Below are 13220 nucleotides of genomic sequence, written 5' to 3'. Positions count from 1 at the left end.
GGACCCTCAGCAAGTCCTATCGTTGCAGGTCAAGGGCACTTTCCGTGTTTCTGATCAACTCTTGGACAGCCCACCTCGTGAAAGCGCGAGGTTAACGCCTGGACCAGGTTGCGGAACGCTTCCTCCGGCCTTGGTGAAATCGTATACATCCCTGACGATCGACTTCTCAATCTGGTCCGCGGACAGGCCAGTGCTCCGTAGGTCGTTCTTCACCCCGCCGGGCCCTGTGTGCTCACGGTCATAGCCATGTCCGGTGTTGAACTGCCAGTCGTCGTCGCCGACTTTGGCCCACCGTTTGAGGTTCTCGCCCTCACCCGCTGTCCTGCCGTAAGAGACCTCGCATCCGGCGAGACCGGACGGGTCCGCCCAGGTGTGGGGATTGTGGACCCATGACACAGGGTTGTCGGCAGGCGCGAGGCCGAGGGGGTCCGGGCTGGTGTACCGCGCGGTGGCGGGGTCGTAGTGGCGGTAGAGGTTGTAGTGGAGGCCGGTCTCCGGGTCCGCGTACTGGCCGGGGTGGCGCAGGGGGGTGTGGGCGGTGGCGCCGCGAGCCACGGCGGTGGTGCCCCAGAGGGTGCTGCGGGTCCGCCAGGCGAGGTCGCCGTCGGGGGTGACCAGTTCGGTGGGGGTGCCGACCAAGTCGGTGATGATGGCGAAGAAGCGGGCGTCGACGGCCTGCTGGGTTTCGGGGTCGAGGGCTCGTTCGGTCTGGGCGACGGGTGCGAGGCCGTCGTAGTCCCACGTCAGCACGATCGACGGGGCTCCGGCCCGGGTCGTCGTGGTCTGTTCGATGACCTGGACGCCGTCCCAGGTGAAGACGGTCTCCTCGGCCACGTCCCCGTCGGCGTCGAGGCGCTGTTTGGCGGTACGGCGGCCGAGGGGGTCGTAGCGGTAACGCCAGGTAGTGCCGTCGGGGGTGGTGCAGGCGGTGAGGTGGTCCTCGGCGTCCCAGGTATAGCACCGCGGGGCAAGACCACCACCTATGGCTACGACGCGGCGGGCAACCGAACATCGGTCACCACCCCACTCGGCGAGAAGACGACCTTCGCCTACGACGGCGCCGGCCGCATCACCTCCAAGACCGACCCGCGTGGCAACGTCTCCGGCGCCGACCCGGCCGCCTACACGACGAAGTACACCTACGACGGACGCGGGCTGCTCAGCTCGGCGACCGACCCGCTGGACCGCACCACCGCCTACGGCTACAACGGCGCCGAGCAGCTGACGTCCGCGAAGAACCCGGCGGGCAACACCAGCACCTTCGACTACGACGACGCCGGACACCTGACCCGGACCACCGATCCGTCCGGCAAGTTCGTCACGCGCACCTACGACCCCTCCGGGCGGCTCGCCTCCGAAACCGACGCCTCCGGCAACAAGACGACCTACACCTACGACAAGGTGGGCCGCCTGCTCACCAGCGTCTCACCGCGCGGCAACGTCACCGGCGCCGACCCGGCCGCCTACACCACGACCTACACCTACGATGCGGCGGGCAATCGCACCAAGGTCACCGGCCCCACCGGCGCGTTCACCACGACGACGTATGACGCGATCAACCGGCCCCTGGTGGTAACCGACCCGGAGGGCAACACCACCGGCTACACCTACGACGGCAACGACAACGTCGCCAAGGTCACCGATGCCAAGGGCAAGACGGTCACCTCCGTCTACGACAAGAACAACCGGCTGACCAGCAGCACCAATCAGCTCACCAAGACCACCACGTACGGCTACGACGCGGACGGCAACCTGCTCAGCCGCACCTCCCCGCTGGGCAGGAAGGAGAGCTGGACCTACGACGACGACGGACGCCAGGCCACCTCGGTCGACCCGCGCGGCAACGCCACCGGCGCCGACCCCACCCAGTACACCACCACCTACGGCTATGACCCGGCCGGCAACGTCACGTCCGTCACCGACCCGCTCGGCGGTGTGACCACCACGGCGTACGACGCGGTGGGCAACGTCACCAAACGCACTGACGCCGGCAAACGCGCCACGACCTACGACTACGACAAGCTCGACCAGCTCACCACGGTCACCGCCCCCGGCGGAGCGGCCACGGCCTACGACTACGACACCGTCGGCAACGTCACCAATCGCACCGACGGCAACAACCACGTCACCGCCTACGACTACGACGACGACCGTCGTCTCACCTCCGTCACCGACCCGCTCAACCGAGTCACGGCGTACGCCTACGACGCCGACAGCAACCTCACCAAGAAGACCACGCCCCGCGGCTCCACCAGCTACTCGTTCGACCCGCGCGGCCTGCTCACCAAGATCGACTACTCGGACGCCACACCCGACGCGACCTTCGGCTACGACGACGCCGGTCGCATGACCGCCCGCGCCAACTCGAAGGTCGCTGAGGACTTCGTCTACGACGAGGTCGGCAACCTCACCAAGACCCGCGGCTTCTCCTACACCTATGACGCCGCGGGGCAGATGCTCACCCGCAAGTACTCCGACGGCAACACCATCACCTACGGCTACGACAACGACGGCCGTACCGCCACGATGGCGGCCGACGGCGCCACCACCACGTACACCTGGGACGCAGCGGGCAACCTGACCAAATCGGCACTGCCCAACACCGAGACGGAGGACCGCGCCTACGACCGGGCGGGCCGTCTGACGGCCGTCACCTCGTCCAAGGCCGGCACGACCATCACCAAGACCGCGCTGACCCTGTCGGCGGCGGGCCTGCCCACCCACGTCGACGTCACCCGCGCCAGCGTAGGAACCGGCGGCTACGACCTGACCTACGACACCGCCGGCCGCCTCACCTCCGGCTGCTTCCCGCAGCCCTGGGTCACCGGCTGCGCGGCCAGCCGCACCACCGCCTACACCTACGACAAGGTCGGCAACCGGCTGACCTCCACCCTCGGTACCGCCAGTACCAGTTACGCCTACGACGCGGCCGACCAGCTCACCTCAACGACCACCGGTACCGCGACCACCTCCTACGACTACGACGCGGAGGGCAACCAGACCAAGGCCGGCGCCGACACCTACACCTATGACCTGGCCGGGCAGATATCCACCGCCACGGTGGCAGGCGCCAACTACACCTACGACCACGACTCCAGCGGCAACCAGGTCACCACAGCCAAGGACGGCACGGTCACCAGCCGCACCCAGTGGGACCCGAACGCCCCGCTGCCGATCCTGGCCACCGAGTACGACAGCGCCTGGGCCATCAAGCAGTCCTACCGCTACGACCCGCTCGGCCAGCCCGCCGCCACCAAGACCGGCGCCGGCGCCGTCTTCTACTACCACCACGACACACAGGGCTCCCCCGTCGACGTCGCGGGCAGCACCGGCACCCTGCACCAGCGCTGGGCCTACGACCCGTACGGCACACGCGTGCTGAACACCGTCACCAGCGGCGCCCCCGCCGCCACCCCGTCCTACACAGGCGCCCGCTACGAGACCACCACGGGCAACCTCGACCTGCACGCCCGCCAGTACAACACCGCCACGGGCCGCTTCAACCGGCCGGATCCTGCAACTCCCGACCGCAGCAATCCGTACGCGTCGGCATACGCCTATGCCGACAACGTCCCCACCCTCCTGACCGACCCGAGCGGCCTGACCCCCGAAGACCCCAACGACCGCGTCGACAGCCTCGGCGAAGCACTCGGCATCTTCGGTGACGCCTTCGTCGACGTCTTCAAGTCACCCTTCGTGTTCCTCGGGGACGCCCACGACGCCTTCACCGGCGAGAACGGCGGAGCCGGAGCCTTCGTCGACAAGTACCTCCCCGTCCGCCCCGCCTACCGCCTCTACCGCGCCGAGTACATGCTCCGCCAGCAAGGCTGCGACGCCCTGGCCGACCTGTACGCGGAGGCAGCCGAGGAACTGACAAAGCAGATCGCTCTCGTGGGGATCGGCGGCCTCACAGGATGGCGCCGTGCCGCGGTCAATCCCGGCGGCGTCGCGGCCGAGAGCGGCGCCGGCGCTGTGACACGACTTCTGTACGGAGCCCGTAAAGGCGAGGGCCTGCCGGGCTTCGCAGGCGTCGCCCTCAGCAAGCGACCGACCGTCACCGAGTTGGAAAACCTGACCGTCAAGCACGGTGTCGAGTTCGCCGTGATCTACAGGCTCGGCCCTGGTGCCAAGGGAACGGGCGGCGAGTACTTCCTCTACTCCGGCGTCCACAACCGCGTAGAGATACCTGTCCGCGGCGACAGCATCCTCGTGTACCACACACATCCTCGCGGTAGCGTGTCGCCGAGTGCCCAGGACAAGGCACTCCTGGGACTATTCGAAGCAGCGGGATCACCCATGAAGTCTTCGAAGATCGTCCCTGTCGGGCGCAACGGCCTCGTGACCACTTTCACCAAGGAAGGCATCTCGGAGTGGAGCCAACTCAAATGACCAGCGAAGCCGACGAGTACGCCTTTCTTTGGAACGGAACAGAGGACGGCTGGGTCGTCATTCGTACGACCGCCGGAGAGGCCATCTACAACACCCGAACGCAGCGGGCCCTGCTCATCGAGGACAACGCCTTGGCCACCCGGGTCATCGCGTTGATGCGCGAACACGACCGCCCGTTCCTCGACCACATCCCGTAGCGGTCGTGGCGGCTCACTGACCAATCGGCAGGCCAACTCCGCCCCGCTGGGTGTCACCCAGCGGGGCGGAGCGCTACTCACACCCACATAACCCTGTTCAACGCCCGACACCTGGCTGCTTGCGGCTGATAGCACGACGAGGGCCCTCCTACTACCGACGACCCACGAGCGGTAAGCCAGGCCCTTCGTGAAGCAATCGCGGCAGCAGCGGAGTTGTTCACCGACATCGACCGAACGCTGAGCAGAGTCCCGAAATGACGTCGCACCCAGTCCACATCGCCGAGGAAACCGCCCTTGTGGACCGCGGCCGGCTGCCGCCAGGAGGCGGCCGTTCGCCGGCACCCTTCTAGACCAAGAGCGCCGCTCCGGACAGCCTCCCTGCTCGATTGAGGGCGCACCATATACCCCTACGCTGCCCGAGGAAGTCGGGATCTACGCCACGGTGCATGGATCGGCCGCCGCAGGGAATGATCGAGGCAAGGCAACCAAATGGGGCATTTCATTTCCGTGGGACATGCGCGGGACGGCGGTCCTGACAAGACGTCAGGCAGGTCGCTGACCTGCGAAAACACGCGGGAAGCCGACGGCCTCCGGAGCCGTGTGCGCAGGTTCGAATCCTGCCGGGGGCACTCCGGGAAAACCTCCTGACCTGCAGAAACACAGGTCGGAAGTTTGCGTACACGCCAAAAAGCACACGGTCTTTGACCGTTGCTCTTTTCGGCCGCGCATTCCCCTGTATGCCGATTCCGACCTCTCCTGCTGGCAGGTTTCTGCAGGTCAAGGCCCCTTCACTAGAGATTCATTCGCCGCACGCGCCGCCAGGTACCGGACTCGCCACAGACCGGTGGCCTCCATCTCCTCCTCGGCCGAAAACCCGCGTGCGACCTGCATGCATGCGGCCAACAGCACACCGTAATGCAAACGGTTTGGCGGGTCGTTGCTCATTGCGCCCGGTTCATCCGCCAAGCTCGGCAGCAAAGCACACCAAAGCAGCCTGAAATGCCTTCGTGTACGGAAAGTGTTGTCCATCGGCTCCCGTCCTGCGCTGCGGACGTGTGGCCGCACTCCGAGGCGGTCCTGGCAGTCACGCACCCATATGGGAGTAGGCCGCACAGTCCGCTGGATAGCGAAGTCCACGCCCTCGGAAGGGCGTCGCACCAACTCCCACAGCAGACGGGCCGTCGCGATCGGGAGCTCCGGTTTGCTGTGCGCGGGCCGCAGTCACTGATCTTTTCTCGACCACACCACGACGCAGTTCGCTGCCCCGCACGAACCCGTTTCCAACTCCGAGTGAACCGTGCGCGCGGCACGCTGTTGAAAAGCCGCGTGGGCACCAGGCCAGACGGCCCGGTGCCCACACAGAGGCAGAAGTTCCGATTCGACGTGAAGGGTTTCGTCGACATCTCTAGCGGAGTGCGGTTCGCTGTGCGAAATTTGAGCCCTTCGGTGGGGATGCGTAGGAGCGCTCCCCACCGAAGGGCAGAATACTACTGGCGACCGGATCAGCAAGAGCTAACCACGCATGCTGGAAGCACAGGGAACTTCCAGTAGCCCCCGGGCCCCTAATCCACAAGCTGATGTGTCACCTTGCGGAGTTAGCCGGCCCCCCGTCAGTCCTGTCAGCCACCTCGCGCAGAAGATCCTTGTACTCCGAGTGGCCTCGCACATAGCGACAATTCCCGCTCTCTGAGTCGACAACGACTCCGGGACTACCGCCAAACCTTGGCCTTCCATTCTGAGACGGTGGATTCACGGTGATCTGAAACAGATAGAGGCCAGACCGGGAGATCCCTCGAAAACGAAACCCCAATCGCAATCCGTCACTTTCGGGAAGATTCCGAGAACCGAATTCTTGTGCAGCCAGCGTGGCGGCTTCCAGAGAGATCACTTCGCGCCACCCGTGTGCATGAGTTCCCAATGATCCCAATCAAGGTCGGCGTATCCGCCGGCCTGTCCGTCGAGAAACTTCACGTTCCCTCCATGGTTTACCGCGTTAAAGAAGTGACCTATGTCCGAACCCTCCTGCCAGGCAAAGATCACTCCACGTGCTCCGTCACCTGCCTTGTGAAGCTCATCCACGACCCCAGCTGCACCGGCCTTCTGATATTTGAAGGTACTTCCGAAGTACTCTTCCAGGGCCTCAGGGGCCAGTACGCCACTGTCCCACGCCTTCATGGGCTTGCCTGAGAGCGCGCTGTCTGTCGCGATAGCACACGCACCACAGTTGTACCAATTTTTGGGCGCGCCGTGCTCTGCCGCGTTGATGGCCTTGAGGGACCCTCCCACGATTGCGGAACCGCCGACAACCGCGCTTCCGCCGGAAGCTCCGCCGGTCGCCATCTCCGCGATTTCCGCAGCGCACACCGGGGCCGTGGCAAGGCATCCCTGGCCCACGGCGACGGCGACCGGGGCGAGGATCACGGCTGCTGCCACGAGCGAGATAGCACCCAACACGACTTTCTGCCAGGTTTCGAGCTTAGGCCGGTCGTGGAGGAGGTCCTTGGCAGCCTGGTTCGCCGGGACAGGGTAGCTACCCATCAGCAGGTCGAAGCGGGGCGCTTCCTTCTTTTCGGGTTTCGGGTCAGGGCCCTTCTTGAACACGACCTTTGCCGTGCTCACGCCCCCGTCCGTGCGAACGGTGACGGTCATGGTGCCGCTTCCGGTACCGCCGCCCCCCTTCTGGTAATGGAAGGTCTTGGTGTAGGTCTTCGTGGAGTGGTACACCCAGGTCCCATTGGGGCCCATGGTCATGTAGTCGCGGTAGGTGCCGCCCTTGCCGTCGCTGCACCCCTGCTCGCAGCCCGTGATCGGCCGCAGGCCGGTGGGGTCGGATTTGGTGACGGGGGTGTTGTTGGCGTAGGCGTAGCCGTTGAGGGATTCGTGGTCGTCGGGGGCGAGGACGGGGTCGACGGAGAGGAAGCGTCCGGTGGCCGGGTCGTACTCGCGGGCTCCGATGTGGGTGAGTCCGGTGCCGGTGTCGGCGGGTTTGCCGAGGAAGCCCTTGTCGTCGGGCCAGGTCTGCGGTGTTGTGCCGCGGGCCTCGCCGAAGGGCTTGGTGTAGCGGCGGGTGACGGCCTGGGTGGTGGCGTCGACCGTCATGGAGGCGGTGCCGTGGTGGTCGTCGACCATCCAGGACAGTCCGGTCTCGGTGCGGATGGCGGTGGTATCGCCGGCGGGGTAGTAGCGCTGGGCGGTGAACTTCTTGGCGATGGTGTCGTAGTGGAGTTCCTGGCCGGCCAGGTACAGGACGGTCTTGTCGGAGCCCCGGCGGATCAGCAGTTCGCCGTTGGCGTCGTAGAGGTAGTCGGTGGTCTTGGTGCCTTCGGTGAGGCGGGTGAGTTCTCCTTCGATGTCCCAGGTGAGGCTCTGCGCGGTGCCAGTGGGGCCGTAGCGCTTGGTGGTGTTGCCCTGCTCGTCGTAGGTGTACGACTTCGCCGTGCCGCCGTTGACCGTGACGGAGGTCAGGGTGTGCGGCTGGCCGGTTCCGTTGGCGTTGACGGCGGGGTAGCCGTAGGCCGTAGTGGTGTTATCGGTGGCCTTGTGCTCGGTCTGGGTGTCGCGCAGGCCGCCCGGCTTGTAGGTCCAGCTGGTCCAGTACGGGGCCGGGCCACCTAGAGCGGTCGCCGAACGGGCGGTGGCGCAGTCGTTGGAGGAGGGGGTCCAGGCTTCGGTCAGGCGGCGGTAGCCGTCGTAGGCGAAGCACTGGGTGTCCTTGCCGTTCGCCTTGTCGGTGATCGACTGGACGTTGCCGGTGGCGTCGTAGACGTAGTCCACGTCGCTGGTGTAGCCGGCGTTGGTCTGGTCGACGGTGTGGGTGTTGGCCAGGCGGCGGGTGCCGTCCTCGTAGCGGTTGAGGATCTGGAGCTGCTTGGCCCCGGTGGAAGTGCCGAGGCGGGTTTCCTCGATCTCGCCATACGGGGAGTAGCCGATGGTCTGGACGTAGTCGGTCATGCCGTCGGTGCCGGTGAGCAGGCCGAGGCCGTTGTAGCTGTTGGTGACGGTCTCGGCGGGCAGGCCGGCCGCCGCGGGCATCGAGGTGGACTGGACCGTGCCGTCGATGTTGTAGGTGGTGGACGTGGTGAAGGTCTGCGGCGCGCCGGCCGTCACCAGAGGGTCGCTGGCGGCGATGACGGTCTTGGTGCCCTTGGGACGGCTGAGCGCGTCGTAGCCGGTGATGACCTGGGAGTAGATCTTGCCGGTGGTGCCGCCGACGTACCGGATCGAGGCGGTCGGTTGTCCCTTGGCCAGGGAGTCGTAGGTGAACTTGGTCAGCTGGTGAGCGGTGTCCTTCACCCCATCCCAAGTGCCAGTCTTGCGGCCGAGCTCGTCGTAGCCGGTGATCAGCGTTCGGGCGGCGCCGTCGAGAGTCGTGTTGACCGTCAGCGGCTGGTCAGCGTCGTTGTAGGTGGTGGTGACGGTGCCCTTGTCAGGGTCGGTGGAGGTCGTCTTGCGACCGCGCAGGTCGTAGCCGTACGTCCAGACCGCCCCGTCCGGGCCGGTCATCTTCTCGATCTGACCGCCGGGGGTGTACTCGTACAGGGTTCGGGTGTAGTCGCTGCCGGTCGGGGCAGGGCCGCTGTACTCGCGGCGCTCGGTGATCCGGCCGCGGGCGTCGACGATGGTCAGGGTGCCGGTGCCGCCCGCTGCGGCGGTGACGGCGGTGCGGTCACCCTGTTCGTCGGTCTTGGTGCGCCACTTCTCCTGGCCGTAGACCCGGAAGATCGATTCAGTAGCGCGGCCGGCGGCATCGAAGACCGTCTCGGTCGCAGCGGGGACGGAGCCGGTAAAGGTGTTGGCGAGCTTGCCCTCGGGGGCGACGTTGTCGTGGACCTGACTGTTGGCCATGTACGCCAGACCGCGGTCGTCATAGAGAGTTTCGGAGATCACCCGGCCGCCGTTAGGCGCGGGGACCTGCTTCTGGCGGGAGCGCAGCAGGCCGTCGAAGATCTCGTAGGAGCTGTTGTAGGTCTGTCCGTCGGCCTTGAGGGCGTCGGTGCGGACCCAGGTCTCCTTGTCGTTGTTGATGCTGTAGGCGTAGACGATGCTGGCGGCGTCGCCAAGCGCGCGGGAGCGGTCCGGCTTCCAGACCGACCGCAGGCGGCCGAGCGCGTCGAAGGACCACTCAGTGACGTTGCCGTTGGCGTCGGTGCTCTTGGTGGCCGTGCTCCAGGCCGGGTCCACCGTGGTGGTGGAAGTGAAGAGCTGGGGGGACGGAGAGGTGGTGGTCTTGGACGTCAGCGGGCCGTACCCGGTGTCGTCGGGGACGTAGGTGGTTTTGACCGTGCGGTCGAGGGCGTTGGTCTCGGTGAGCGGGCGGCCCAGCTTGTCGTAGGTGGAGCTGGAGACCTTCTGGTAGACGGGGGTCTTGTCCACCGCGTTGTAGCTGGCGACCCGGTAGGAGCCGGTGATCTCGCCCTTGGTGGGCGCCGCGCCGACCGCCTGGCCGTCGTAGGCCGTGGCGACGTCCGAGACGACGTCACCGGGGACCGCCGGGATGGTCGCGCAGCCAACCGCGTAGGTCTCGGTCCGCGAGACCAGATTCACCAGCCAGGCCGAGGTGTTGCGGGCGTAGCTGGTCTTCACGCACGACTCGTCGCCGGTCTTGGCAGCGTCGCCGCTGTCCTCCACGGTGATCGGCATGCCGTACGTGGTGTCGTACGTGCTCTTCTGCTTGACCGTGCGGGTGCCAGTGGAGGTCTTGGTGCGGGTTTCGGTTTCGCCGGCCTGGACGATCCGGGACTCGGTAGTGCCCCAGCTGTAGGTGTGGCTGCCGGTCTTGTGGGACCAGGGGGTGTTGATGGTGCCGCTGACTTCTTCGATGCCGTTGTAGACGATGGTCTCGCGGACGAAGCCGGCGTACTGGCGGGAGTCGTCGATGGCCGTGCCGGTGGAGTCGGTGACCTTCTCCACCCGGGCAGTGCCGTCGAGTTCCTTCTCCCCGTTCAGGCCGCGCATGTAGAGGGTGGACTTCTTGCTGCGCGGGCCCTCTGAGTTACCGCCGGTCTGCACGACCTTCTTGTAGCCCCGCCACTGTGACCAAGTGCGGTTGGCGGCCTTGGTCAGGCCCTCGTCGTCGGCGTAGGCCCAGCCGGCGCCGTCCTGGTAGTCGTAGTACGTCTCGCCGGTGTCGGCGTGACCGTAGGGGTCGTCCTGGAGGACGGAGGTGACCACGTACTTGTGGAACCAGTCGGTGACCGGTTCGGCCCCGGACTGAGACCACTTGACCGGGAAGCAGCGGCGGGTGTTCTTGTCGACGGCCGCCGGCATGCTCGAACCCCAGATGCAGTCGGGGTCGGAGTAGTTCACGGTGAGGGTCGAGCCGGTCTCGGACTTGATCGTGCGCACCCGCCACTTGATGTAGCGCAGGTTGTCCGGGTTGCTGCCCTCGACGTGGTTGGACAGCTGGATGCCGCCGAAGACGATCGCAGGCATGGCGGCCGTGGTGGTGTTGGCCTTTCCGGTGTTCTGGATGGACTTCAGCCACAGGCTCGGCGAGGAGGCGTCACCGGTGTCGGGGAAGCTCTGGTCCAGGTGCCAGGTGTCCACGTCCCGCTGGGTGGTGCCGGTGCCGGTCCACACCGAGGTGGTGATGTCGGTGAGGCGCTTACGGGTGAAGAAGGACGGGCCGATCTGGGTGGTGCACTTGGTGCTGGCCGCGCAGATCATGTCGAAGGGCACATCGGGCCAGTTGGCCTTGGTGTCCTCGGTCAGGCTGGAGCACGAGGTGAGGCAGCGTTCGGCGTAGGTGAAGCGGACCTGCTGGGCGGCGGGCTTGCTGTAGATCAGGTCGCTGCGCAGGCCGTAGTCGATGCGGTTGAGGTAGCCGCCGCGGGTGTAGCCGGTGCCGTTGACGGTGGTGTTGGCGTTCTTGGAGTAGTAGTTCGTCTCCTTGCCGTACCAGTAGGTGGAGGCGTTGTCGTGGGTGTCCACGACGTAGTCCAGGTTCCAGCGCCATGCCTGGTTGCAGGAGGAGTCGGCGAAGCCGGTGGACTTGTAGCAGGGCTCGCCGGAGTCGTCGCCGAAGACGGGCACGGTCCACACGGAGTTGGTGACCGGGTCGTCGTCGGTGGTGTCGGTGGTGCCCTTGTCGCTCCAGCCGGGCAGGCGGTGCTTGCCGAAGAAGTACTGGATGCCGGAGGCGTCCGTGACCTTCCAGTACTCGGTGTTGTCGTCGCCGTTGCTGGTGGCTCCGGTCAAGTGCTCGACGCGGGTGCCGTCCTCGTTCTTCGTCTTCCAGGTGCCGCCGGACGCCTGGGACTGGGCGGCGGTGTCACAGGCGGCCTTGTCGGCGCAGGTGTTGACCAGCTCGACGGCCTTGCCGTTGAGGACGAGGGTGGCGTTGGCGTACTTCCAGCACAGGTCGCCCTTGCCGGACTGGCCGTCGTCCTTGCAGGAGCCGTACTTGCGCTCGATGTAGGACTCGGTGATCGAGAAGCCCTCGCCGATCACGGAGGTCTGGTTGTTCTCCCCGGCCGTACGGCCGTCCACCGCGGCGGAGTTGTAGGAGATGGACAGGTTCGGCGCCGGGCCTGCCGTGGCCGGGGGAACCCGCAGCGGGTAGTTCCAGGTGAAGTCACCCGTGCTGCCGCCGGCCTCCCAGGTCGCGGTCGGGGAGAGCGAGGTGGCACTGAAGTCGCCTCCGCCGCCCGAACTGTCGGCCGCCGCCGCCAGCAGCATCGGGGTGCCGGCCTTGAGAGTGCCCGCGGACACGGTGCCCGTCAGGGTCTGTGACGCGGTGTCGTTGTCCTCGCCCGCCATAGGGCTCTGGGTGCGGCAGGACTTCTTCTGCGGGGTGGTCAGCGCACATGCCGGGAGCTTCACCAGGCGCAGGCGGGGCCCGAAGTTGCCGCCGTAGACGTCGGAGAAGGAGGAGTAGTCCAGGGAGAGGCGGAGCTTGTCGCTGTCCCCGGCCAGGTCCTTGGACGCGGCTCCCGCCGGGTCGACGGTGAGCAGGACACCGTTGACGCCCGCCTTCTTCGCGGCCGACCGGGAGTGGACGCGCAGAGCCACCTTCTCGACCGGACCGGTCGCCTTCTTCTTGGTCTTCGTCCCGGTCTTCGCTGGCTTGGCCGACGAGCTGGCGGGCTCCTGAGCCAGCGCTATGCCGAGCCCGCCGACGGTGACGTCAGCCTTGCGGGACGCCGCGACCTCGGCGGTGGCCTTGCCGGCCTCGGGCCAGCGGGCGTCCTTCAGCCGCTCACGGGTCTTGCGGGACGCCGGTGCGGCCTTGTCCTTCGGCGCCTTGGACGTACCGGGCTTGAGCACACCCACCTTGTCGATCTTCGACTCGGGCCGGTCTTCCAGCTTCTTGCGGGCAGCCTGGGTCTGGGCCAGCGCAGCGAAGTCATAGCCCGAGGGGATCATGACTTGTGGCAGGAGAGAGAGGGAGGCGACGAGCGCGCCACGGCCGAGCCAGCGGCGCATGACCGCCCCTGGCAGCCGATTACGGAAGGGTCTTGAAGACAAGGTGAGGTCCCCGGTTCTCAGAAAGTGGAATGGGCGGGTAGCGCTCGGGCAGCAGCGCCCGGAACGCCGGATCTCGATGGCGCGTCCGCACGGTCACGCGGCGCGGTCGAGCAGCACGGAAGTGAGCGGGCGAGGGGGCGAGGGTGGGTGGGGCCTGCGGGCCCCACC

General features: G+C 66.6%; 3 protein-coding genes, 1 tRNA gene and 2 pseudogenes. 3 read left to right on the top strand and 3 right to left on the bottom strand.

Annotation, left to right across the window (positions count from 1 at the left end):
* Positions 1-54: 54 nt before the first annotated feature.
* Complete coding sequence (locus tag ACFU95_RS49780) at positions 55-834, bottom strand: RHS repeat-associated core domain-containing protein (RefSeq protein ID WP_383844172.1); 780 nt, start codon at positions 832-834, stop codon at positions 55-57.
* A gap of 54 nt (positions 835-888) precedes the next feature.
* Positions 889-984 (bottom strand): annotated as a pseudogene (locus ACFU95_RS49775) (hypothetical protein); the annotation flags it as partial.
* Between ACFU95_RS49775 and ACFU95_RS49770 the strand changes: the two are divergent.
* The 3 genes and pseudogenes from ACFU95_RS49770 to ACFU95_RS49760 all read left to right on the top strand — a co-directional run.
* A pseudogene (locus ACFU95_RS49770) lies at positions 958-4389 on the top strand (RHS repeat-associated core domain-containing protein); the annotation flags it as partial. The pseudogenes ACFU95_RS49775 and ACFU95_RS49770 overlap by 27 nt on opposite strands.
* Complete coding sequence (locus ACFU95_RS49765; protein WP_383844169.1) at positions 4386-4586, top strand: hypothetical protein; 201 nt, start codon at positions 4386-4388, stop codon at positions 4584-4586. The pseudogene ACFU95_RS49770 and the gene ACFU95_RS49765, both read left to right, overlap by 4 nt.
* A gap of 545 nt (positions 4587-5131) precedes the next feature.
* Positions 5132-5212: transfer RNA gene (locus tag ACFU95_RS49760), tRNA-Arg, on the top strand.
* A 1258-nt stretch (positions 5213-6470) separates the two neighbouring features.
* Here ACFU95_RS49760 and ACFU95_RS49755 read toward each other — a convergent pair.
* Positions 6471-13010 carry an RHS repeat-associated core domain-containing protein gene (locus ACFU95_RS49755; protein WP_383844166.1) on the bottom strand — a complete coding sequence of 2180 codons (6540 nt, stop codon included), beginning with the start codon at positions 13008-13010 and terminating at the stop codon, positions 6471-6473.
* Positions 13011-13220 lie beyond the last annotated feature (210 nt).

Origin of the sequence: Streptomyces sp. NPDC057623 (assembly GCF_042800355.1) — a bacterium.
Taxonomy (GTDB): domain Bacteria; phylum Actinomycetota; class Actinomycetes; order Streptomycetales; family Streptomycetaceae; genus Streptomyces.
The sequence above is the reverse complement of the archived record's forward strand: the minus strand, read 5'-3'. Positions and strand labels throughout refer to the sequence as shown.

Coding starts and splice junctions, on each gene's coding strand:
- ACFU95_RS49755 (WP_383844166.1), bottom strand. CDS start 13,010: ATGCGCCGCTGGCTCGGCCGTGGCGCGCTCGTCGCCTCCCTCTCTCTC.
- ACFU95_RS49765 (WP_383844169.1), top strand. CDS start 4,386: ATGACCAGCGAAGCCGACGAGTACGCCTTTCTTTGGAACGGAACAGAG.